Annotated in this window: 16 protein-coding genes; 7 read left to right on the top strand and 9 right to left on the bottom strand. The window is 72.7% G+C overall.

What is annotated here, in order from left to right; translation table 11 throughout:
- Positions 1–6 precede the first annotated feature (6 nt).
- From ACY0PA_RS18070 to ACY0PA_RS18080, 3 genes are all read left to right on the top strand, one after another.
- Complete coding sequence (locus ACY0PA_RS18070; RefSeq protein WP_473085585.1) at positions 7–1,365, top strand: carbohydrate ABC transporter permease; 1,359 nt, start codon at positions 7–9, stop codon at positions 1,363–1,365.
- Entirely contained in the window at positions 1,362–2,243 is an 882-nt protein-coding gene (locus ACY0PA_RS18075) for a carbohydrate ABC transporter permease (RefSeq protein WP_100598930.1), read from the top strand. Before ACY0PA_RS18070 ends, ACY0PA_RS18075 begins: the two co-directional genes overlap by 4 nt.
- A 151-nt stretch (positions 2,244–2,394) precedes the next feature.
- Complete coding sequence (locus ACY0PA_RS18080) at positions 2,395–4,614, top strand: bifunctional glycosyltransferase/CDP-glycerol:glycerophosphate glycerophosphotransferase (RefSeq protein ID WP_473085586.1); 2,220 nt, start codon at positions 2,395–2,397, stop codon at positions 4,612–4,614.
- A 24-nt stretch (positions 4,615–4,638) separates the two neighbouring features.
- Here ACY0PA_RS18080 and ACY0PA_RS18085 read toward each other — a convergent pair whose 3' ends face one another.
- From ACY0PA_RS18085 to ACY0PA_RS18125, 9 genes are all read right to left on the bottom strand, one after another.
- A complete protein-coding gene (locus tag ACY0PA_RS18085) occupies positions 4,639–5,811 on the bottom strand; it encodes a glycosyltransferase (protein WP_473085587.1) in 1,173 nt (390 codons plus the stop codon).
- Positions 5,812–5,813: 2 nt separating this feature from the next.
- Positions 5,814–8,570, bottom strand: a complete 2,757-nt coding sequence (locus tag ACY0PA_RS18090; RefSeq protein WP_473085588.1) for a bifunctional glycosyltransferase/CDP-glycerol:glycerophosphate glycerophosphotransferase — start codon at positions 8,568–8,570, stop codon at positions 5,814–5,816.
- A complete protein-coding gene (locus tag ACY0PA_RS18095; RefSeq protein ID WP_473085589.1) occupies positions 8,567–12,076 on the bottom strand; it encodes a CDP-glycerol glycerophosphotransferase family protein in 3,510 nt (1,169 codons plus the stop codon). The genes ACY0PA_RS18090 and ACY0PA_RS18095 overlap by 4 nt, the downstream gene beginning before the upstream one ends.
- Positions 12,077–12,287: 211 nt before the next feature.
- Positions 12,288–13,136, bottom strand: a complete 849-nt coding sequence (locus ACY0PA_RS18100; RefSeq protein WP_473085590.1) for a TylF/MycF/NovP-related O-methyltransferase — start codon at positions 13,134–13,136, stop codon at positions 12,288–12,290.
- A 33-nt stretch (positions 13,137–13,169) separates the two neighbouring features.
- Entirely contained in the window at positions 13,170–13,913 is a 744-nt protein-coding gene (locus ACY0PA_RS18105) for a methyltransferase domain-containing protein (protein ID WP_473085591.1), read from the bottom strand.
- A 63-nt stretch (positions 13,914–13,976) separates the two neighbouring features.
- Positions 13,977–15,116, bottom strand: coding sequence for an acyltransferase family protein (locus ACY0PA_RS18110; protein WP_473085592.1), 1,140 nt, complete (start codon positions 15,114–15,116; stop codon positions 13,977–13,979).
- Positions 15,113–16,843: a hypothetical protein gene (locus ACY0PA_RS18115; RefSeq protein ID WP_473085593.1), complete on the bottom strand. Its 1,731-nt coding sequence runs from the start codon at positions 16,841–16,843 to the stop codon at positions 15,113–15,115. The genes ACY0PA_RS18110 and ACY0PA_RS18115 overlap by 4 nt, the downstream gene beginning before the upstream one ends.
- Positions 16,840–18,453 carry a glycosyltransferase family 39 protein gene (locus ACY0PA_RS18120; RefSeq protein WP_473085594.1) on the bottom strand — a complete coding sequence of 538 codons (1,614 nt, stop codon included), beginning with the start codon at positions 18,451–18,453 and terminating at the stop codon, positions 16,840–16,842. Before ACY0PA_RS18120 ends, ACY0PA_RS18115 begins: the two co-directional genes overlap by 4 nt.
- A 191-nt stretch (positions 18,454–18,644) precedes the next feature.
- Positions 18,645–19,061 (bottom strand): organic hydroperoxide resistance protein, encoded by a 417-nt coding sequence (locus ACY0PA_RS18125; RefSeq protein WP_473085595.1) that lies wholly within the window; start codon positions 19,059–19,061, stop codon positions 18,645–18,647.
- A 138-nt stretch (positions 19,062–19,199) separates the two neighbouring features.
- Between ACY0PA_RS18125 and ACY0PA_RS18130 the strand changes: the two genes are divergently transcribed.
- The 4 genes from ACY0PA_RS18130 (at position 19,200) to galE (ending at position 23,739) form a co-directional block, all read left to right on the top strand.
- On the top strand, positions 19,200–19,688 hold the full coding sequence (locus tag ACY0PA_RS18130) for a MarR family winged helix-turn-helix transcriptional regulator (RefSeq protein ID WP_473085596.1): 489 nt from the start codon (positions 19,200–19,202) through the stop codon (positions 19,686–19,688).
- 102 nt (positions 19,689–19,790) lie between these two features.
- Positions 19,791–21,029 (top strand): glycosyltransferase 87 family protein, encoded by a 1,239-nt coding sequence (locus ACY0PA_RS18135; RefSeq protein WP_473085597.1) that lies wholly within the window; start codon positions 19,791–19,793, stop codon positions 21,027–21,029.
- A 48-nt stretch (positions 21,030–21,077) separates the two neighbouring features.
- The gene (locus ACY0PA_RS18140; protein ID WP_473085598.1) at positions 21,078–22,700 is read left to right on the top strand and encodes a glycosyltransferase family 2 protein; all 1,623 of its coding nucleotides are present in this window, start codon (positions 21,078–21,080) and stop codon (positions 22,698–22,700) included.
- Positions 22,701–22,758: 58 nt separating this feature from the next.
- A complete protein-coding gene (gene galE / locus ACY0PA_RS18145) occupies positions 22,759–23,739 on the top strand; it encodes a UDP-glucose 4-epimerase GalE (protein WP_473085599.1) in 981 nt (326 codons plus the stop codon).
- The last annotated feature ends 51 nt before the right edge of the window (positions 23,740–23,790 follow it).

The following is a 23,790-nucleotide window of genomic DNA, read 5'->3' on the forward strand; positions in this document are numbered from 1 at the left end:
CGCGGTATGCCGTCCTTCGTGACGAAGGCGGGGGGCGCCGGCGCACTGCCGCCGGCGCCGTCCGCAGCACCGCGCAAGAGCGTGATCGGGACCCGGCCGTGGGTGGCGGCGCTGTTTCTGCTGCCCGCGCTCGTCCTGCTCGGCGCGCTCGTGGTCTACCCGATCGGGTACTCGGTCTGGCGCAGCCTCTACGACTCCGGCGGCTCGGAATTCGTCGGCCTCGACAACTACAGCGACATCTTCCGCGACCACCAGACGCTGACCGCGGTCAGGAACACGGCGATCTGGGTGGCCGTGGCGCCGGCCCTGTGCACGGCCCTCGGCCTGATCTTCGCGGTACTGACCGAACGGGTGCGCTGGGGCACGGCGTTCAAGCTGATCGTCTTCATGCCGATGGCGATCTCGATGCTGGCGGCGGGCATCATCTTCCGCCTGGTCTATGAGCAGGACCCGAACCAGGGCGCGGCCAACGCGATCGTGACGTCCGTGCACGACGCGTTCGCCGACGCCTCCGTGTACCCCAAGGCGCGCCCTGCCATCGGCAGCGACCTCAAGGCGTCCGGCGGCGGTTCGTTCACGACGAAGCAGACCGCTCGGGCCGGTACCCCGGCGTTCCTGCCGCTCGTCGGTATCGCACCCGACAAGGTGCCCGGCAACCCGCGGAACGCCAAGCCGGCGAGCGCCGCGGGCGACAAGGTCACCGGGACGGTCTGGCTGGACTTCAAGCTCGGCGGAGGCGGCACGAAGGGCGCCGTCGACGCGGGCGAGAAGGCCCTGAAGGGCGTCAAGGTGGAGGCGCTGAGGGGCGGCAAGGTCGTCGCGTCCACCACCAGCGGCGACGACGGCACCTTCACCCTGCCCAAGTCGGCCGACGGAGCCCAACTGCGGCTCCCGGGCTCGAACTTCGCGACCGCCTACAATGGCGTCGAGTGGCTCGGCCCGGCCCTGGTGACGCCGTCGATCATCGGCGCGTACGCCTGGATGTGGGCGGGCTTCGCGATGGTCCTGATCGCGGCCGGGCTCGCGGGCATCGACCGTAACCTCCTGGAGGCGGCGCGCGTCGACGGGGCGAACGAGTGGCAGGTGTTCCGCAAGGTCACCGTGCCGCTGCTCGCGCCGGTCCTCACCGTCGTGCTGGTCACGCTGATGATCAACGTGATGAAGATCTTCGACCTGATCTACATCATCGCCCCGCAGCCGTCCCAGGACGACGCCAACGTCCTGGCCCTCCAGCTGTTCCTGTCCGCGTTCGGCGGCCAGGGGAACTTCGGCGCGGGCAGCGCGATCGGCGTGCTGCTCCTGCTGCTCGTCCTCCCGGTGATGTGGGTCAACATCCGCCGGCTGCGGAAGGAGCGTCAGCGGTGACCGCACTCGACACGTCCGTGCGCGCCAAGCGTTCGCTCGCCGCCCGGATCGCGAGCGGCGCGGCGGGCGGGGCGCTGCGTGCCTTCCTGCTCGTGGTCGGCCTGTTCTGGCTGGTGCCGACCTTCGGGCTGCTGGTCTCCTCGTTCCGCGATCCGACGGACATCGCCGCGTCGGGCTGGTGGAAGGTCTTCACCGCCCCGGCCCAGCTGACGACCAAGAGCTATCAGACGCTCCTGGAGAAGGACGAGATCACCCACGCCCTGTTCAACACGATCTGGATCACGGTCCCGGCGACGCTCCTCGTCGTGATCATCGGGTCGATGGCCGGATACGCCTTCGCCTGCATGGACTTCAAGGGCCGCGACGGCTGGTTCATGGCGGTCGTCGGGCTGCTGGTGGTGCCGGTGCAGGTGGCGCTGATCCCGCTGTCCGAACTCTTCGGGAAGATCGGCATCTTCGGCAGCATCATCGGCGTCATCCTGTTCCACGTCGGCTTCGGGCTGCCGTTCGCGATCTTCCTGCTGCGCAACTTCTTCGCGGAGATCCCCCGTGAACTCCTGGAGGCGGCACGGCTCGACGGCGCGGGAGAGGCGCGGCTCTTCGCGACGGTGGTCCTGCCGCTCGGCGGCCCGGCCATCGCGTCGCTCGGCATCTTCCAGTTCCTGTGGGTGTGGAACGACATGCTGGTCGCGCTGATCTTCTCCGACTCCGGCTCGCAGCCGCTGACGGTCGCGCTCCAGCAGCAGGTACGGCAGTTCAGCGGGAACATCGAGATCCTGGCGCCCGGCGCCTTCATCTCGATGGTGATCCCGCTGGCCGTGTTCTTCGCCTTCCAGCGGCAGTTCGTGTCCGGTGTGATGGCAGGAGCGGTGAAATAGCCCGCATCCGCGGGCGAATTGGGGGGCGGGCCGGTCACGGTTCGCCCCTCTTCGGCTACCGAGGGGTCCCTCGTATGCCACATCTGGCGTAACCGGATCACTCCATCGGCCGTTGCCGGGCAGTATGCCCGTGCCGACCCATGGATGCGCCTTGCCCCGGTTCAGTGTCATCGTCCCCGTGTACAAGGTGCAGGCCTACCTGCACGCGTGCCTCGAATCCGTCCTGGAACAGTCGTGTTCCGATCTTGAGGTGATCGCGGTCGACGACTGCTCGCCGGACGCGAGCGGCGCGATCGCCGAAGAGTTCGCGGCGCGGGACAAGCGGGTGCGGACGGTGCGTCTGCCGGAGAACGTGGGGCTGGGCCGTGCCCGCAACGCGGGTCTCGAACACGCCACCGGGGACTACGTCCTCTTCCTCGACAGCGACGACACCCTTACGCCGGGCGCGCTCCAGGCGATCACGGACCGCATCGAGGAGACCGGCGGCCCCGACGTCCTGGTCTACGACTACGCCCGCACGTACTGGACGGGCGAGGCCGTGCGCAACCAGTACGCGGACCGTCTCACGCAGGACGGACCGGCGCCGTTCGCGCTCGCCGACCGGCCCGAGATCCTCCAGCTCCTCATGGTGGTCTGGAACAAGGCGTACCGGCGCGCCTTCATCGAGGAACAGGGCTTCGCCTTCCCGCCCGGCTACTACGAGGACACTCCCTGGACCTATCCGGTCCTGATGTCGGCGCGGACGATCGCCACCCTCGACCGGGTCTGCGTCCACTACCGCCAGCGCCGCCGGGGCAACATCCTGGGCACCACGTCCCGCGGGCACTTCGACGTCTTCGACCAGTACGACCGTGTCTTCGCGTTCCTCGACGCGCACCCCGAACTCGCGTCCCTGTGGCGCCCGTTGCTGTTCCGACGGATGGTCGAGCACTTCGCCACGGTGTTCACGCACCCGGACCGGCTGGCGCGCGGCGCCCGTCCCGACTTCCTGCGCAGGGCCCGCGCGCACTACCGCCGTTACCGCGTTCCGGGCGCGCCCGTCGCCGCCCGCGACCGCCTCCGGCACGGCCTGGTGCGGCTCGGTTCGCACCGCACGTACCGGTCGCTGGCCGCGGCGATGCGTCTCGTGCGGCGGGTCCGGGGGTTCACGGGCCGGCTGCGGCGTACGGCCCGGGCGGCCGTCCTCCAGGCGCACTACCGCGTGCAGCTGCGCCTCCCGGTGCGCGCGGACCGGGCCGTGTTCTCCAGCTACTGGGGGCGCGGCTACGGCTGCAACCCGGGTGCCCTGGAAGCCGCGTTCCGCGCGCACGCGCCGCACGTCGCCACCGCGTGGATTGCCGGGCCCGAGCACCACCACACCCTGCCGTCCGGTACCCGCGCCCTGAGTCCCGGGACCGCCGCCTACTGGACGGCGCTGGCCCGCTCCAAGTACCTGGTCAACAACGTCGACTTCGACCGCAGGCTGGTCAAGCGCCCCGGCCAGGTCGTGATCCAGACGCAGCACGGCACGCCCCTGAAGAAGATGGGCCTCGACCTCCAGGACCACCCGGCGGCGGCCCGCGGGCAGGACTTCGACCAGCTCCTGCGCTCCGTCGACACCTGGGACTACGTCCTGTCCGCCAACCGGCACTCCACCCTCGTGTGGGAGCGCGTCTACCCGTCCGCGTACACGACGCTGGAGTACGGGTATCCGCGCAACGACGCCTTCCACCGGGCGAGTTCGCGGGACATGGCCCGTATCCGCGAGAGCCTCGGCATCCCACAGGGCGCGACGGCGATCCTCTACGCGCCCACCCACCGCGACTACCGCCGCACCCAGCGCTGCGCTCTCGACCTGGAGCGGGTGCTGCGCCGGCTCGGCCCGGACTTCGTCGTCCTGACCCGCGCCCACCCGCTGCACCAGGCACCTTTCGCGCAGGGCACCGGCCGTGTCGTCGACGTCTCCGACCACCCGAGCGTCGAGTCGCTGTGCCTTGCAGCGGACGCGCTCGTCACCGACTACTCGTCCCTGATGTTCGACTACGCCAACCTCGACCGGCCCATCGTGATCCACGCCGACGACTGGGAGGCGTACGAGGCGTCGCGCGGCACGTACTTCGACCTGCGCGCGTCCCCGCCCGGCGCCGTCGCCCGCAGCGAGGACGAGCTGATCGACATCTTCGCGACGGGGCACTGGCGCGGCTCGCGCTCGGCGCAGCTGCGGGCCGCGTTCCGCGAGCGCTTCTGCCCGTACGACGACGGGCGGGCGGCCGAGCGGGTCGTGCGGCACGTCGTGCTCGGCGAGGGCGAGCAGGCGCGGTCCGTGCGCGGGGTGCCGCTCGCCGGGCCGCGCCCGGAGCCCGCGGGTGAGCGGGTCGGCCCGCGCGCCTGAGCAAGGAAAGCGCGGGGCCGGGCCTCACCGCTCCAGCAGGGCGAACAGCTCCTCCCAGCGTTCCAGGACGCGCTCCTCGGAGAACCGCTGCACATTGACCCTGGCCCGCTCCCCCATCGCGTCCCGCAGCCGCGGGTTGCCGGTGAGGCGCAGGAGGCGATCGGCGAGGGCCGCGATGTCACCGGGGGGTGCAAGGAGGCCGTCCTCGCCGTCGCGCACGATCTCCCGCACCCCGGGCGCGCAGTCGAACGCGGCGCACGGCACGGCGCTCGCCATGGCCTCCATGAGCGCGAGGGGGAAACCCTCGCCGCGCGACGACTGGACGAACACGGCGCTCCCGGCGAGCGCCCCCGCCACGTCGTCCGTGCGGCCCATCCACTCCACCGAGCCGTCGAGGCCCAGCTCGGTGCACTGGCGCCGCAGGTCCGGCTCGTCGGCCCCGGCACCGTAGATCCGCAGGGTCCAGCCGGGCCGGCGCGGGGCGACCTCGGCCCAGGTGTCGACGAGCATGTCGATGCCCTTCTGGTCGGCGAGGCGGCCGATGCTGCACACGACCTTCGCGGTGCGCGGCGAGGGGATCTCGGGCAGGTGGGCGAGGGCGTTCGGCATGGCGCCGACGTTGTGCATGCCGTCGGCGATCCAGTCGTCGGCGTCCTCCTGCGTGAGGGCGAGCCAGCGGTCGGCGGACGGGTAGTTCCGCTTGACGGACCGGTAGCGGTGGCAGGCCCGCGTATAGGCGTACGACTCGTGGCTCATGCCGATGATCCGCAGGCCCGCTGTGTCCGCCTCGCGCAGCCACTCCATGGGCCACACCTGGGTCACGACAGCTACGGCGCCGGGGCGGGCGGCGCGGAAGAGCCCCGAGAGGCGGGCGACGGCGCGCCCCCGGTCCGCGCGGCGTGCGGCTTCGCGGCGGTGCGCGGCGGGGCTGAGGCGGGCGAGGCCGCGCACGGGGCGCGGGGTCGGCGGGTGGGTGCGGTAGAGGCTTGTCACGTCGTAGCCGAGGTCGGCGGGGAGGGGCAATTTGAGTTCCGCCTCGTGGACGCCGATGACGTGGACCCGGTGGCCCGCGCGCTGGAAGAGGCGGGCCATCTGGTGGGTCCAGGCGGTGACTCCGCCCAGTTCGTCGACGGTGTTGGCGACGAGGAAGAGGTCGCGGCCCGTGCGCGGGACGGCCGGGGTGGTCGATGCGGACATGCTCAGCCCTTCTTCCCGTGGATGAGGTCGGCGGCCGCGCGGGCGGCGCCGCCGTCGTCGTAGGAACCGAAGCCGGCGGCGAACGCGCGGCGCGCGGCCTGCCATTCCCCGTCGGCCTTTTTGATCCCGTCGATGGTCCGCAGCAGCTCCTCCTGCGTCTCGACGACGGGCCCGGCGGCACGCGTGCGCAGGTCAAAGTAGGTGCCTCGGTCGGCCGCGTAGGCATCGAGGTCCGGCGCGAAGTGGACGAGGGGCCGGTCGAGGAGGGCGTAGTCGAACATGATCGACGAGTAGTCGGTGATCAATACGTCGGCGAGGACGAGGAGTTCACTCACGTCGTGGTGGCCGGAGACGTCGATGACGGTGCCGGGCGGGGTGACGGGCAGGCTCGCCGCCTCCATGTAGTGGGCGCGCACGAGCAGGACGTGCGTGTCGCCGAAGCGCTTGGCGAATTCCCGTACATCGAGCGGTAGCTGGACGGTCCGCCCCTTCTTCGGTACGCCGCGGAACGTGGGGGCGTACAGCACCACCGTGCGGTGGTCCGGGATGCCGAGGTCCGTGGCGGGCGCCGGGCGCGGGAAGCGGCCCTCGCGCTCGTCGCGCGCGCGGGCCTCCACGAGGCGGTCGTTGCGCGGGTATCCGGCGCGCAGCAGCCGCTCCTCAGGGATGCGGTACGCGCGGGCGAGCGTGCGCACGTCGTGTTCCGAGCGGACCATGAAGTGGTCGAACCGATCGACCGCGCGCCGCAGCTTCTCGCGCTCGGGCGCGTTCCGCGTCCTGAGCTGCGCCTCGTCGAACCCCATGCGCTTGTAGGCGGATCCGTGCCAGGTCTGCAGATACGTGGTGTGGCGCGGCTTGTCGAGGGCGTGCGGGAACCCCTGGTTGTCGACCCACCACTCGGCGCGGGCCAGGGCCCACAGATACCGCCAGGACCAGCGGCGCACGAGCCGCGCGCCGTCCGGGAACCCGGCGGGGGACGTGGCGTACGACCAGACGCAGCGCACCCGGGCGCCGCGCGCCAGGAGTTCCTCGTGCACGGCGCGCGGGCTGTCCCCGTAGCTCTTGCCCATGTGGTTCTCGAAGACGACGAGGCCCTTGCTGACGGGCAGCCTGGTCAGGATCCGCCGGTACACACGCAGCTTGACCCGCTGGGAGTGCAGCGCCTCGCGCTTCTTGTTCAGGGCACGCAGTACGGGCTTCAGCTTGCGGGCGGGCCTGAAGTGGGTGACGTAGTGCAGGGCGGCCTGGGCGGTGCGGGCCGCGCGGCGGCGGGGCAGCAGGCAGACGGCCAGGTGGTGCTTGGCCGTGACGTAGGGCTGCCAGGTGTCGGCGGTGAGGCGCGTCAGGCGGGGGCGGGCCGGGAGAGCGGTGGCCCGGGCGGGAACGGCCGCCTTGTCGGCGGCCAGGTCGGTGGTGACGGGAACGCCGTCCACGGTGAGGACGAGCCGCAGGTCCCATACGCGGTCGCCGATGCCGCGCGGTCGCAGCGCGCCGGTGAGGGGCAGCTCGGCCCGCCACACGACGCCCCCGTCCTCCTGGCGTACGTATGCCACCGGCACGGAGAGCGTGTGCGCGCGGCCGTCGCGGACCGAGACGTCGAGGCGGGCGGCGAGCGCGGGCCGGTCGTCCAGGAGGCCGAGCGGCGCGACGAGCCGCCCCTCGACGACAAGCACCGCGCCCTGACGCAGGCAGTGTGTGACGCGGTTCAGGAGACGCAGGTCGGTGAACTGCCGGTACTGGTGGCCGAGTTCGGTGACGTCGAACGTGTCGTCGTCGGCGTGTTCAGCACTCCAGCGGACGCGTCCGCCGCCCGTCATGACGAGCGGGGAGACGACGGTGCCGGGCCGGGCCAGGGCGTACGCGGCGGCCTGCACGCCGTCGGCGTCCCCGTCGACGAGGAGCTGAACGCCGATGCGCTCGACGGGCGGCAGGGCGCGCAGCGCGTCCGGGGCGACGAGGCCTTGCAGGCTCGGGGCGAGAGAGTCCGCCGTCTCCCGGCGGTCTTCGGGGCCGAGCGCCACGAACGCGCGGACGCAGGGGATGACGTGGTCGGTGAGGAAGGCGCTCTCGCGGGCCGCGCGAAGGGCGTCGTCGCCGTCCAGGAGTTCCAGCGTGCCGCGCTGGGCGTCGGCGGCGCGGGGCAGGTCCCGTACCGGGTCGGCCGGGGCGCATCCGGTGGTGATCAGGTTCGGGACGAGCGCGATGCGCCGGGCGGCGAGCGCGGCCCGCACGCCGAGGGGGGCCCGTCCTGCGCCGGACAGCGCGCCGAGTGCGCCGCGCCGCACGCAGAACCCCGCGCTCAGGCTGTCCCGCGTGACGAGTTCGGGCGCGTCCGCGAGGTCCTCGACGACCCGGGACCTGGCGTGCAGCTCCCTGTGCCAGGCGGGCGCCTTGTCCCGGCGGCCCGCGACGAGGTCGGCGTCCGTGCGGCGGCCCGCCTCGAAGAGGTTGCGGCAGGCATGCCGTTCGAGCCGCTCGCCCGGGGCGGCGACCATGACGTACCGGCCGCGGGCGGCGGCGAGGCCCAGGTCGCGCAGGACGCACGCGTGGCTCTCGGCACCGGCGTGGACGAGCCGGATCCGGTGCGGGTCGCCGGCCGCGAGCGACGCGGCCGTCTCGTCCGCCCCGGCCGTGACGAGGACGGCCTCGGTGCCGGCCAGGGTCTGGTCGAGCACGGACCGTACGGTGGCGCGCAGGGCGGCGGTGTCCGTGCCGCAGACGACGACGCAGCTGATGTCGTACACCTCGGGCGTGCTCATCGGCGGCCTCCCGGCAGCATGGCGTCGGCGACATGGGCGGCGGCGCGCCCGTCGTCCAGGTCGCAGAACACCTCGCGGAAGCGGCGGTACGCGTCCGCGTGCCCGGCGGTCGCGGCGGCCGGGTCGCGCAGCGCCTCGACGACCTCCTCGCCGGTGGTGAGCAGCGGTCCCGGCGCCTGCGCGACGAAGTCGAAGTAGAAGCCTCGGAGCGTGTCCCGGTAGTGGTCGAGGTCGTAGGTGTGGAAGAGCATCGGCCGGCCGGTCTGCGCGAAGTCGAACATCAGCGACGAGTAGTCGGTCACCAGCACATCGCTGATCAGGAGGAGTTCACCCACGTCCGGATGACGGGTCACGTCGCGCACGAAGCCGGACGTGGTGCCCGGGACGGTGCCGCCGACGAGGTAGTGGCGGCGCACGAGGAGGACGTGGTCCTCGCCGAGGGCCCGCTCGGCCGCCGCCAGGTCGAGGCGGAGGTCGAGCCCGTAACGGCCGCCCCTGCGCGGCTGGTTCTCGCGCCAGGTGGGCGCGTAGAGGACGACGCGCCTGCCCTCGGGAATGCCGAGGCGTTCACGGACCGCGGCGGCGACCTTGGGGCGGTCCGCCGCGTGCAGCAGGTCGTTGCGCGGATAGCCGGACTCCAGGACCTCGCCGTGGTAGCCGAACGCGCCCCGCAGGACGGGGGTGGAGAAACGGTTCGGGGAGACGAGCAGGTTCCACTGCGCGGCGCGCTCCGGCAGCGTCGCGATGTAACGCTGGTCGCCGGACGGGCTGTCCGCCAGGTCGCGGCCGATGCGCTTGAGCGGGGTGCCGTGCCAGGTCTGTACGACGTACTGGTCCTCGGCGCGCTCGAACCAGTCGGGCAGCTGCGTGTTGGTGACGACGTAGCGGCTGCGGGCCAGGGCCTCGTACCACTCGGTGCTCCACAGGGCCACGGGCCGGCAGCTCGCGGGCACCGTGACCTGCTGGTCGCGCACGACCCAGAGATGCTCAAGGGGTTCGCCGCGGGCGACGAGCTCCTCGTGCACGGCGCGCGGCGAGTCCGAGTACTGGCGGCCGTCGAAGCTGGAGTACAGGACCGTGTCGGTGCGGGGCTCGACGCGCAGGGACGCGTAGCGGGTGCGCAGCGCGCCCTGCTGGGCGCCGCCGCGCTCCGTGACGGCGAGGGCGGATCCCGACTCGATGACGAGACGGTCGTAGTAGCGGCGCCCGACGCTGAAGTCCCGGCCGCCCAGGGCCCGTACGAGGGGCAGGCTCTCGTGCCGGGCAGGCGCGACATGGACCTGGCGGTACCGGCCGGAGTCGGTCTCGCCCGGCTCGCGCAGGAACAGGTACCAGCGGCCCTCGGCGAGCGGCAGGACTCCGGCGGGGCCCGCGACCGCGTCCGGACACAGTGCCGTGTCGAACCGCCCGCCGGACATCTCGACCGGAAGGACGGCCTCCTCGTCGTGGCCGCTGTGCTGGAGCAGCAGCTCCCACGCCGTCCCGGACTCCTCGGGGAAGCTGCCCCCGACGGTGAGCCGCCCGTCGTCGTCCCAGGTCAGGGTGTCGACGAGTGGCCGTACGGTCTGATTGCGCAGCTCGACGTTCCCCGCGGCGTTGGCGAGTACGAGGAGTTCGCGCCCGGCGCCGAGCGGGTACCGGCCCGCCGGGGTGTGCGGGCGGACCGCGAGGGCCGACCACGCGTCGCCCCCGCGCACCAGGCCGACGCCCCACGGGTCGGTCTTGCGGGGCGCGCCGGAGTCGTCGGTCCCGGTATCCGCGATCAGATCGAGGCGCAGCTCGGCGGTGAAGGCGCGGCCCGAGCGCTCCACGGGGAGGTCGTACGCCTCCTTGGTGTGCCAGTTCTCGACGCGCAGCGCCTTGAGGTCGGCGGGCGCTCCCGGGGCGAGCTCCCCCTCCAGCCTGAGGGTGCCGCCGGACTCCTCGTGGCGCACGAGCCGGGCCTTCACGCGCTCGGCCCGCAGCCGGAGCCGGCCCTTGCTGAGCCGGGGAGTGATCCGCACGAAGTCGTCCAGGTAGCGCACGGGCAGCTCGGCGAGCCCGCCCATCCGCACGGGCCCGGTGCGCAGCAGTCCGCCTCCGAACGCGGCCATCTCGACGTTCCAGATGGTGCTCGGCCGCTTGGTGACGAGCCGCGCCGGGTCGATGACCGTCTCGAACCCGGACCGGTCGTAGCTGTGCAGCCGCTGCTTGGAGCGGTACGTCGCCTCGCGGCAGCGGACGGTACGGACCCTCAGGGGCACCGCGCGCCGCTTGCCGGCCCGCAGCCACGCGAACTTGGCGCGCGCCTCGACCCGGCCCGCCGGCAGGTTCCGTACATAGGCGAAGCCCTTGAGCCGCAGCCGTCCGTCCTCGTCCCAGGACGCCTCGGTGATGTGCGACTTCAGCGGAAGATCGGCCTTGCGGAGCGCGGTCACGCCGCGCGGCAGGGGCCCGGTGACGGGCGGGAACTGCGCCCGGCGCCGGCGCGGCCCGCGCGCCACGAACGTCGTGCCGTTGCTCTTCTCGTACGTCATGAACGCGAGCAGCTCGGTCAGGCGGCGCTCCCGGATGAGCTGCCACTTGACGCGCAGGGCCAGCGGAAGACCGGCGAGGACGGCCGGGTCGACGGTGTCCGCGAAGGAGTTGGCGTAGTCGAGGAAGACCTCGTGGTACGCGGCGTCGCCGAGCGGCAACGCCTCCATGAACAGCCACAGGTCCCCGGCGAGCACCGTCGCGTCGTAACGCCGCTTGCCCTCCAGCCAGCGCGCGGCCTCCGGGGTGCCGGCCGTCTCGCGCGCCTTGTCCCCGAGGAAGCCGCTGGCCGAGCGGACGGCGGCGGTGCGGTCGACGACGGCGCGCGGCCTCGCCCGCCGGTTGGTGATGGAGCCGTCCCGGTCGCGCCACAGATAGACGGGCCCGGACAGGACGTCGACGCTGCGGGCGAGGAAGTGCGCGGGGACCATGACCGGGGTGTCCTCGAAGAGCACGCCCACGGGGAACGCGAACGCGTGGCGGTCCCAGAAGTCCTTGCGGAACACCTTGTTGCAGGCGATGCGGTCCCCGAGCAGGCCCCAGTGCCGGGTGACGTGGGTGGCCAAGCGGTCGGAGCCCATCACCTTGCGGAACATGGCCGACTGCTCGGTCGTCCCGTCGACGCGCAGCCGGTGCACGTTGCCGGTGGCGAAGTCGGAGCCCGACTCCTCCAGGGCGTCGAGCATGCGCTCGTACGCGTCGTGCGGCACCACGTCGTCGCTGTCCACGAAGGCGAGATGCGCGCCCGTGGCCAGGGCCGCACCCGCGTTGCGCGCCGCGCCGAGGCCCGCGTTCTGCTGCCCGACATAACAGAAGCGCCGGTCGCGCCCGGCCACGGCCCGGGCGATCAGCGGACTCCCGTCGGTGGAGCCGTCGTCGACCATCACGACTTCGAGGTCGGGCATGGTCTGCGCGGCCAGCGACTCCAGGCAGGCATCGAGGTACGCCTCGACGTTGTAGATGGGGACGACGACGGTCAGTCGTGGTGTCATGCGCTGCGCACATTCCTTCCGGAGAACTGACGGGCACGGCTGCGCGACCCGCGAGGACCTACTGGTTAACAACCGGCCGTGTGGATCCCGGTCACCACGCCTGAGCCGTTCGGGTGATCACGCAAGCGATCCCGCGCAGCGGGCCGGCGGGCGGCCGCGCTGCGCGGGATCGGTCGGGTCGGGGGTGCGGGGCACGGGGGTGCGGGCCGGGTCAGGGCTTGACGGCGATGCGCCCCTCGTCCATGCGCAGGAGCAGCAGCCGCTCGCCGGTCTTCTCCAGGAACTCGTCGACGGCCTGCCGCGAGCCCTGCCAGTAGCCGTAGTCGTCGATGAGGAGGACGCCGCCGGGCACCAACCGGTCGTAGAGATGGTCGAGTTCGTGCTTGGTGGAGGCGTACCAGTCGGTGTCGAGGCGCAGGATCGAGATCTGCTCCGGGGCCTGCTGGGGGACGGTGTCCTCGACCCTGCCCTGTACGAAGTGGAGCCGGTCGGCGGGGTAGGGAACGCCCTGGAAACCGGACTTGACGTCGTCGAGGGTGGCGACGGCCCAGATCGGGCGGTCCTTGCCCTGGGCGGCAAGCAGTTCCCCGGCTGACTTCCCGTCGCGCCTGAGGTCCTCCTCGGTGGGCGGCGTCATGCCCTCGTACGTGTCGAAGAGGTAGAGGCCGCGCTCCGTGTCGCCCTGCGAGAGGAGGGTCTTGGCGCAGGCCTGCATCGAACCGCCGCGCCACACGCCGCACTCGACGATGTCCCCGGGGATGCTGTGCCTGACGATGTGACGTGTGGCGAGGATGAAGGCGTTGAGCCGCTCCGGTGAGGTCATCGTGTACGGCTTGACCGCACGGATGACGGCCTTCGCCTCGTCGTCGTAGTCCTCGGGGAGGACCGGGCCTTTGGGTTTCGGCGTCGGCTTGGGTTTCGGCGCCGGCTTGGGCGCCGGGGGCGGCGGCGCAGGCTCGGACGCGCGGGCGGCCCGCCGGGGAGCGGGCACCGGTACGCGAGTCAGCTGGTACCCGGTGAGCTGCTTGATGACGCCATTCACTGCGCTTCGCCATGCCATGCGCGGCACCTTACGTCCGCGTTGTTCCGCATGTCACTTTTCGTCAACCCGCAGGTGTTTCTCACTATTTGATGCGACGGCGGGCCTGGGAACGGCCAGCGGCCGGCCGCACCGCTCCCGTCCCGCGAGCGGCATCGGCAGCGGCACCCCGTCGACACCGCCGACGCGATTGGCCCACCAGCGCGTCGTCGAGCGCACGAACGCCATGGTCAGGCGCGGGTACGTGGCCGGCTTGCGGAAGACGCCGACGGTGTCGCCCCAGTAGGCGTGCTGGGCGTCGATGCTGCCGTAGGCGTGCCGGATGCCCTTCATCGGCGGGAAGTCGGTGTACACCTCGCTCAGTTCGAGACGCGTGTACGCGGCGAGGGCGCGCATCCCGTCCGGGTAGTAACGCCAGCAGTCCTGCGCGTCGTGCACATGGCCGCGCGAGGGGGCCGTGAGGAACGCGGTGCCCTCCGGCTTGAGGACCCGGGCGATCTCCAGCATCGAGGCCCAGAAGAACGGGATGTGCTCGAAGGCCTGGCCGGACATGAGGAAGTCGGCGCTGTTGGAGCGAACCGGGATGCGGTACGGCTTCGCCATCACCGCGTCCACATTGCGCCCCTCCAGCACGTCGACGCCGACGTACTCGGTGTCGTACCCCTCCAAGAGCGACTTGTGGGTGCGCACCTGCCCGTCCGAGACCCGCGCGCCGAGGTCGACCACCCGCAGCCGCCGCCCGCGCGGCAGGTAGCTCCGGACACAGAGCTCCATCTGTTCGTACGCGGACTGGTGCATGGCGGTCTCCATCAAGGGGTTGGGGTGACTTGACGGCTTTTCAACGCGCATGTCCGCGTGAGGTCACCGTGCGAGACGGCGCGGCGTGTGCCGGGACCACCACTTTCTGGCCGGTTCCTCGATGTACGTGAACAGCGCCCAGGACAGAGTGATCACCGCGACGGCGAGTCCGCACAGCGTGAACAGGGCGGAGTTGTCGGGCCGCATCCGGCCCCAGGTGTCCTGCACGTACCGGTTGAGCGTCTGGTGCAGCAGATAGAACGCGTACGACCACGCGCCGAGCAGCACCATGGGGCGCGAACAGAGCGCTCCGCGGCGCCCGGACAGCTCACGCTGGGCGTACGCGACGATGAAGAGCGCCGAGAACACGGCGACGAACGGCCGCACAGTCCATTGCAGTTGCCCCACCGTGTCCGGCGAGAACCAGACCGTCCGGTGGCAGTACACGGCCGTGTACGCGGCGAAGGCGGCGAGCAGTAGGGCCGGGCGCAGGGCGATGCGGTGGCCGCGACGCAGGGCGATCGCGCACACGAGGCCGACCGCGAACTCGGGAAGGCGCGTCACCGGGTGGCGCATGACCCATTCGCGGGCGAAGGGCGAAAGGTGCGCGGCGGCCCACCAGTTGACGGCCCACATGGCCGCGAGACCGGACGCCGCGAGGAGCGCGAGCGTGCGGGTGCGCAGGCGCAGCGCGGGGCCGATCACCCACGGGAACAGGAGGTAGAAGAACACCTCGACACTGAGCGTCCAGGCCACGCCGTTGCCCGGGAACATCGGCACGACGCCGGGGAACCAGGTCTGCACGAGGAGCAGCGACGTGACGAAGCTGAACGCGTCCGTGGGCACGCCGCCCCAGAGGTAGAACACCCAGATGCACGGGATCGTGGCGGCGAGATGCGCGGGCCAGATGCGGCCGGCGCGACGCCAGTAGAAGAGACCGCGACGCTGGCCGGGGCGGTGCCCCCAGGACAGCAGAAACCCGGACAGCACGAAGAAGAACCCGACGCCGTTGACACCCATGGTCGAGTACGGGAAGAGCACGGGCGCCTGCGCCAGGCCGCTGCCCGGGGCGAGTCCGGTGGTGTGGTGAACGAAGACGGCGAGGGCTGCGATGAAGCGCATCCCGGTCAGCGAATCGAGCCGCGGCGCCCGCGCGTCCGCGCTGCGGGAACGGGCGGGCGAGGGGAAAAGCGTGGCCGTCACAGGGCGGCTCCCTGGCCCGGGGTGAGGGTGGCGCCGCAACCGCCGGTGTGGTCCTGGCTCGCGATCAAGTGGTCGAGGCGGGGTTTGGCCCAGGCGCGTACGGCGGTGATCCGGGCCGGGTCGGGGACCGCGTCGACCCGGACGAAGTCACCGCCGTTCTGCTGCCGGTACAGCGGGACGTACCCGGCGTCCGCCAGGCGTGCGAGGGTCAGGCCCGGCTTGTCCACCCAGGCCGCATGGACGTGCAGGAGTTCGGGGCGCGCGGCGCGAAGGACATGGTCACGCAGGGCGCTCATGTCGCCGGAGGCGTACGCGTTCGCGATGCGGCGGTCCGTCAGGCCGGCCAGGTCCAGTACGCGCAGCCGCGTGGTCAGCAGCGTGCCGCCGAGGTCGGGCAGGGCGACGGTGGCGTGGCGCAGGCCGAGGCGCTCGGCGTACGTGTTGAACACCTGGCCGTAGCGTTCCGCGACGAAGCACATGGAGAGCGTCGGGTGAGCCTTGAACGAGGCCTCGCGCTCGGCCTGTCCGGCGTGCGCGAGCACCAGCGCGCCGGTCAGCGCCGCGGCCAGGACGACCCGGCCGCGTGCCCCCTCCCCCTCCCACAGCACTACGGCCGACAGTGCGGCGACGGCCGCCGCGAGCACCCACACCGGCGTCGCGAACCGGTACAGGGCCATCCAGTCCCGGCCGAGCACCCCGTACGCGAGCAGCGACAGGAGCAGCGGCACGAGCAGCGCCACCAGGGCCCGCCGCCCCTTGCCGGGCCGCGCGAGGACAGCGCCGGCGCACAGCGCGCCGATCAGCGCGAAGGCCCAGCCGGCGTACGTCAACAGGTCTCCCGCCTGGGCGAGTTGGGCGAGTCGCGGGGTCTGCTGCGCCTTGGCGACCGCGGTGTTCGGCACCCACAGACCGAAGACGGCGTGCCGCCACAGAAGGAACGCCCCGTAGGGCACGGCGACGACACCCGCGTGCAGGGCCAGCGCGCGGACCGAACGTGGCAGCTCGCGCCGGCGCACGAAGAGGGCCAGGACAAGGGGGTAGGCGCCTGCGAGTACGGCGCCGTCGGGGCGGGTCAGCGCGGCGAGCAGGGCGATCGTGGCGGCGGCGACTGCGGTACGGGGGGCGGTGAGGTCGCCGCGGGTGACGCCCCGGACGAGGAGCGCGGCCGTCGCGGCGGCGCTCAGCCCGTACAGCGGATTCTCCAGGCCCGAGAAGGACCAGGCCACGTAGGACAGGTTCGTGGCGAGGGCCCCGCCCGCCACGAGTGTCACCGCCCACGCGCGGCCGGGGAGCACGGCGCGGGCCGTCCACGCGATGCACGCGAGCGTGCCGGCCGTGCACAGCAGGGCGAGTGCTTTCGGGTAGAGCACGAGGTCGCTGACGCCCAGGAACGCGCCGTGGTCGAAGAGTCCGAGTCTGCGGCCGAGGGCCATCAGGGCGAGCCAGGACGGGTTGGAGTAGCCCTCCACGGGTGCAGCGCCCGGGAGTTGGACCGGGCCGAGGCCCTCGTCGACGCTGCGCGCGTACGCGAAGGTGACGGCGGCGTCGTCGACGATCCAGCGCCCGAGTCCCGCGGCCCTGACCGCGATCAGCGCCGTCGCGGCGAGGACGGCGGCGGGGTCGGCCCACCGGCGCATGCGGGACGGGGGCGAGGTGCGTGCGGCGTGCACGGTCCGCGACCGGTGGGGGCGGCGGTTGTCGAGGAGGTCAGGGAGCAGGGCGTTCACGGTGACTCCAGCGTGGGCTCGGTGGGCTCGGCGGGCGCGGCACTCGCCCCGGCAGGCGGCCCCGCGGAGGCCGCGCACGTGGGCACCGGGCCGCCCACACGCTCGTACAGGCGCAGCAGCCCGCTGCGGCGTCTCGACTCGGCGAGGGGGGTGAAGTCCCGTTCCAGGAGCGCGAGTTTGGTGCGTTCGACCGCGTTGCGGGTGTGCCAGCCGGGACGGCCCGCCTCCGCGTCGAAGAGGACCCAGACGCGGGTCAGGCACGCCATCCGGGCGCGTAGTTCGGCCGGGCTCGCGTCCACGCCGTACAGGGTTCCGGAGCGGGCGCCCGTCGACTTCAGGGCCACGTCGCGCACGCCGGCCACGGCGTGCGGATACGTCTCCGTCAGGCGCCGGCCGGTCTTCGGCAGGTAGAGCAGCGCGTCGCCGGGCCGCAGGTCCCGCTCCGCCATCCGCGCCACCGACCCGAAGTCGTCCCCGCGGCTCTCGGGCGACCGCTCGCGCAGCTGCGCCGGGAACTGCATCCAGAACGCCACCGCGACCAGTGCGGCCCCGGCGGTCACCTGGACGTACCGGGAAGGGCGCACCCGGTGCGGCAGGCACCGCAGGACCGCGTCCCCGCCGGCCGCCACCAGCAGGGGCAGCCCGGCGAACGCGAAGAACGTGTAGCGCGGCGCGTACAGCGGCTGCCACTGCGAGACGGTCAACAGCAGCGCGGGCGGCACCACGGCCAGCGGCAGCGCGACCGCCACGAGTCCGCACGCCCCGCGGCGGACCGAGGGGGCGAGCACCGCGGCAGCGGCGAGCAGAAGCGTGGTGTTGAAGACAGCACCGGGGTGCCCGGCGGCGAGCCGCAGCAACGCCTCCGCGTCCCCCCAGCCCGGCCTGCGGATCCACGCCACCTGGAAGCTCTGCCCCCGCGCCTCGTCGGCGAGGGGCAGGACAAGCAGGACGGCGGCAGCGGCGGCGGCCGCCCAGCCCCGCCACAGCACGGGGGCGGCGCGCGAGACGAGGAGGGTGACGGCGTGCGCGGCGAGGACGAGCACGGCGAACTCGTGGAGCCACGCGGTCACCGTCACGAGCGCGGCGTACCCGGCCCAGGCGGGCCACGACGGATGCCGTACGCAGTGGACGAGCAGGAGCGTCGCGGCGGCGGCGCCCGCCGCGACGATCGCGTACGAGCGGCCCTCCTGCGCGTAGTAGCCGGTGAACGGCGAGGCGGCGTACAGGAGTCCGGCCCACAGGCCCACGCGGGGCCGGGCCAGGCGGATGCCGAGCGCGGCGACGAGGCAGGCCGCCGCGGTCGCGCCGAAGACCGACGGCAGTCGCATCAGGTAGGCGTCGGTCTGCCCGCCGAGCACGAAGTGGATCAGTACGTAGTAGAGGCCGTGGACGGCGTCGATGTTGCCGAGGAGATGGTGGATCTGGGGCAGGGAGCGGGTGGCGACGAGCATCGTCGCGGCCTCGTCCCGCCAGATCGTGCCGCGGTCGAGCCCCCAGAGTCCGAGGCCCAGCATCACCAGGCCCGGCAGCAGGACCGCGGTCGCGGCGGGTGCGGCGGCGGGAAGAGCCCTGGGGGTGCGGCCGCGCGGACCGTCCGACGAGATACGCACACGCCGATCTTGTCCCAATTGATCGGATTTGTGGTGCAGCCTTGCCGTCATGACCCAGGGGGCGAGCGCAGCAATCAGCCATCATGGGCGCTCGCTTCGCGCGCACGGGCGGGGTGCTCGCGCGGGTCGACGGGGGCCCTAGGGAACGTCGACACCCTGGGAGCAGGACGAGCACCCCACGAACAGGGCGACTACTCGACGACGAGGTCGACGTCGATGTTGCCGCGGGTCGCGTTCGAGTACGGGCAGACCTGGTGGGCCTGCTCGACGAGCTTGCGGCCGGTCTCGGCGTCGACCGTCTCCGGCAGCTCCACGCGCAGCGTCACCGCGAGCCCGAAGCCCTCGCCCTGCTTGCCGATGCCGACCTCGGCGGTCACCGCGGCGTCGCTGACGTCGACCTTCGCGGCGCGGCCGACCAGGCCGAGCGCGCTGGCGAAACAGGCGGAGTACCCGGCGGCGAAGAGCTGCTCGGGGTTGGTGCCCTGACCGCCGGCGCCGCCCATCTCCTTGGGGATGGCCAGCTGGAGGTCGAGGCGGCCGTCGGAGCTGACGGCGCGGCCGTCACGGCCGTGGGTGGCGGTGGCTACGGCGGTGTAGATCGCTTCCATGAAAAACATCCTCCTGCGGTGGGGCCGCGGTGACGTCCGCGGTGGAGTACGTGCTGCGCTGACGGACACAAGTAGAGCACGCAATTCGGTTGTGCACAACTAGATTGCGCGTCGGGGCGCCCCGGTTACCCTGGACCCATGACCACCGAGACGACCGAGACGCCCGGCGACGAGGAATTCCTGCGGCTCGACCGCCAGATCTGCTTCTCCCTGAACGCCGCGTCGCGCGCGTTCGGCGGCGTCTACCGCACGCTCCTCAAAGACCTGGGCCTGACCTATCCCCAGTACCTGGTCATGCTCGTGCTCTGGGAGGACGGCGAGCTGCCCGTGAAGCGGCTCGGGCAGCGGCTGCGGCTCGACTCGGGCACCCTGTCGCCGCTGCTCAAGCGGCTGGAGGCGGCGGGCCTGGTCCAGCGGGAGCGCAGCGCGCGCGACGAGCGCTCGGTGAACGTCCGGCCGACCGGCGCGGGCACCGAGCTGCGGGAGCGCGCGGCGCTGGTGCCGCGCCGGATCGCGGCCGCGACGGGGTTCGACCTGGCGGAGATCGAGGACATGCGCGCCCGCCTGGACCGCCTGACGACTGCGCTGGACGGGGCGGCGCTGGACGGGGCTGCGCTGGACTCATAGCGGGCCATCGGCGCCGGATGCAGCGCCACTCCGCCCGACACGAAAGCCGCATTCGGCCGATTATCACCGCATATACGGGCATTCGCTCGTACGCTCGCACAGGTGACGCTCGAGACTCAGCCTCCCAGCACCTCAGCGCCCGTCCACGCGACCTGGGTCCGCCCAGGACCCCTCGCACGGGCGGCGCTCCTCCTGACCTGGCTGGCCACCCGCGCCGCGATGCTCGCCCTTCTCGTCACGGACGACCGCGCCCCGCTCGGCGTCGGAGGCGTCGCGCACGAGGTGCACACGCTGTACGCCCGCTGGTACGCGACCCTCGCCGGCGGCGCCTTCCCCGCCGGTGACGCGATGTGGCAGTACCCGCCCGGCGCGGGCCCCGTCCTTATGGCGCCCGGCCTGATCCCCGGCCTCACGTACTTCCAGGCCTTCGTCGCGCTCACGCTCGCCACGGACGCCCTGGTCACGCTCGTCCTCGCCCGGACCGGCGCGCGGCCGCGACGCAGTGCGGGCGGCGCCTGGCTGTGGGTGGCCGGGCTGCCGCTCCTGCTCCACATCCCGCTGGCCCGCTACGACATCGAGGTCACCGCGCTCGCCGTGTTCGCGCTGCTGCTCATGAGGCGGTACCCGCGTGCGGGCGGCGTCCTCGCGGCGTGCGGCGCGCTGGTGAAGGTGTGGCCGGCGCTCACCCTGCTCGGCACGCCCCGGGGACGTACCAGCCGGGAGGCGTGGACGGCGGCGCTCATCTCCGCCGCCGCGATCCTGCTCGCCCTCGCGGTCGCGTTCCGCTCGCCGTTCGCGTTCCTGCGCCACCAGGGCGAGCGGGGTGTGCAGATCGAGTCGCTGGGCGGCACGGTCCTGTCGTTCGCGCGGCGGGCGGGCTGGTCCGGACACATCCGCTATCAGTTCGGGGCGATGGAGTACGTCGGCCCGCACGTGGGCGTGGTGGCCGCGGCCTCCCTGGTGCTCACCGCCGTCGTGGCGGCGCTGCTGCTGCTCTGGCGGCTGCGGGCGACGAGCTGGAGCCCCGCGACCCCGTTCGACGCAGCCCTGTGCGCCGTCCTGCTCTTCACCGTCACCAGCCGCGTGATCAGCCCGCAGTACCTGATCTGGCTGCTCGGGCTCGCCGCGGTCTGCCTCACCTCGCACCGCACCACCCAGCGCCTCGTCGCCGTACTCGTCGTGGCGGCGGCCGGTCTGAGCGCGCTCGCGTACCCGGTCCTGTACCGCGATGTCGAGGCCGCCACGTGGACGGGCTCGCTACTGATGCTGGCGCGCAACGGCCTGCTCCTCGGAGGTGCCGTGCTCTCGTTCCGGTCCCTCTGGAAGGGATCAAAGGCGTAGGAACTTTACTTACCGGACAATTACCGCAAACGCCTAGGATTTCCTTCCGTGGAAGCAGTGCAGCCCCAGCCCCAGCAGCCGTCGCCCCCGCAGTCACAGGTTTCCGTCGTCGTCATCGGCTACAACGACGCCGCACGGGTCCCCGACGCCGTACGCTCCGCCCTCTCCCAGGGCCCCGCGGTCCGCGAGGTGATCGCCGTCGACGACTGTTCGACGGACGGCAGCGGCGAGCTGCTCCGGCGCATGGCGGACGACGAGCCACGCCTGAAAGTGGTGCCCCGCGCCGCGAACAGCGGCGGCTGCGGCACCCCGCGCAACGACGGCATCGACACTGCCTCGGCCCCGTACGTCATGTTCCTGGACAGCGACGACGTGCTGCCGCCCGGCGCCGTCGACGCCCTGCTCGGCGCGGCACTCGCCCACGGCACCGAGGTCGCCGCCGGCCTGTGCGTGCGCCGCGAACTCCCCTCGGGCCGCGACACCCCGTGGCAGCCGGAGCTGTACGCCAGGCCCGCCGTGGTCCCCCACCCGGAGCGCCGCCCCCGCCTCGTCCACGACACCCTCTGCGTCAACAAGCTCTACCGCACGGACTTCCTGCGCGAGCACGGGATCCGCTTCCCCGACGGCCGCTTCGTCTACGAGGACTTCGTGTTCACCGCGCGCGTGCTCGCCGCCGGACCGCGCATCGCGCTCGTCCCCGACACGGTCTACATCTGGAACGTGCGCCGCGACGCCGACCGCCTGTCGCTCTCCCTCGACCGGGCCGGACTCGACAACTGGACCGGCCGCATCGAGGCGCACCGCCAGTCCGTCGACATCCTCCTGACCGCCTCGCACAAGCGCCTGGCGCGCGCGGCCCGCACCCGCTTCCTCGACCACAGCCTGCGCATGTACGCCCGCGAGCTCGACCTGCACAGCCCCGAGTACCGCGCCGAGTGGTGGGACCGCACCCGCGCCTACCTCGCCACGTTCGACACGGCCGACATCGACGCGGCACCCGCCCCCGGCCGCGTCGTCGCCCGCGTGATCCTCGCCTCCGACCACCCGCGCGACTTGCCCCGCCTCAAGGAGGTCGCGGCCCGCCCCGCCCGGCTGCGCCCGCCCTACGCACGCGCCGCCGACGGCACGCCCATCTGGTCCGACGGCCTCCCCCAGGTGACCCTGGAGCACCTCCTCGTACGCCCCATGGGCCACCTCCCCATCGCCATAGAGGCGGAACTGCGGCCACGCGCGCGTGGCTCACGGCTGCGGCTGCGCCTGCACGACCTGTACGGGCGCGTCGCCGAGGCGGGCCCCGCCACCGTCGACATCGAGGTCATCGACCGCCGGCGCCACCGCCCCGCCAGGCGCCGCACCGTGACCCTCGCACCCGGGCGCGACGCCGGGACCTGGGAGGCCGAGACGTCCCTGGACCTGTCCGCGCTCGCCGCCGGCACCTGGGACCTGCGCCTCCACGTGAACTTCGCGGACGGCACGAGCCGCGACGCGAGCGCCCACGCCGCCACCGGCCCCGGCCTCCTGCGCCGCACCGCCCTGCCGAGCCTGCGCCACGGCGTGCTGCTCGCCCATCCGTACGCGACCCACTCCGGCGCCCTCGCCGTACGCCTCGCACCGGGCGTACGCGGAGCCCTGGCGGTAGCACGCGGCCGCCTCAACCGCCTGGTTCACTAGAACGCCGACCACACGCGCACGACGAGACACGACACGACCGAGGGGACCCTTAACCGACATGACCTGGCTGATCACCGGCGGTGCCGGATACATCGGGGCGCACGTCGTCCGCGCCATGCAGGAAGCGGGCGAGCGGACCGTGGTCTACGACGACCTGTCCACCGGCGTCGCCGAGCGCGTCCCGGACGGCGTACCCCTCGTCGTCGCCTCGACCCTGGACGCGGACGCCGTGGCGCGCACCATCGCCGGGCACGGCATCACCGGCGTCGTCCACCTCGCCGCGAAGAAGCAGGTCGGCGAGTCGGTGGAGCTGCCGCTGCACTACTACCGCGAGAACGTCGAGGGCCTGCGCGTCCTCCTGGAGGCGGTCACGGCGGGCGGCGTCCCGTCCTTCGTCTTCTCCTCGTCCGCCGCGGTGTACGGCATGCCCGACGTCGACCTCGTCACCGAGGACACCCCGTGCCTGCCGATGAGCCCGTACGGCGAGACGAAGCTCGCCGGCGAGTGGCTGGTCCGCGCGACGGGCCGGGCGCACGGCCTGGCCACGGCCTCCCTGCGCTACTTCAACGTGGCGGGCGCGGCCACCCCCGAACTGGCCGACACCGGCGTCTTCAATCTCGTACCGATGGTCTTCGAGAGGCTCACCGACGGCGAGGCCCCGCGGATCTTCGGCGCGGACTACCCGACACCGGACGGGACCTGCGTACGCGACTACATCCACGTCGTCGACCTCGCCGAGGCCCACGTGGCCGCCGCCCGCCGCCTCTCCGGCGCGGCCCCCGGCACGGACCTCACCCTCAACATCGGCCGCGGCGAAGGCGTCTCGGTCCTGGAGATGGTCGAGCTCATCAACGCGACGACGGGCCATGGCACCGACCCCGTCGTCACCCCGCGCCGCCCCGGCGACCCGGCCCGCGTCGTCGCCTCCGCGGACCGCATCGCGACGGAGCTCGGCTGGACGGCGAAGCGCGACGTACGCGACATGGTCGAGTCGGCGTGGCAGGGGTGGGTGCGGGTGCACAGGACCGCCGTGAGGTGAGTCCCGTGCGGCGCGGTCCCATGAAGCCGAAGACTGCCCGGCGTTCAGCGT

Source organism: Streptomyces sp. DS1-CR2, from assembly GCF_055760475.1.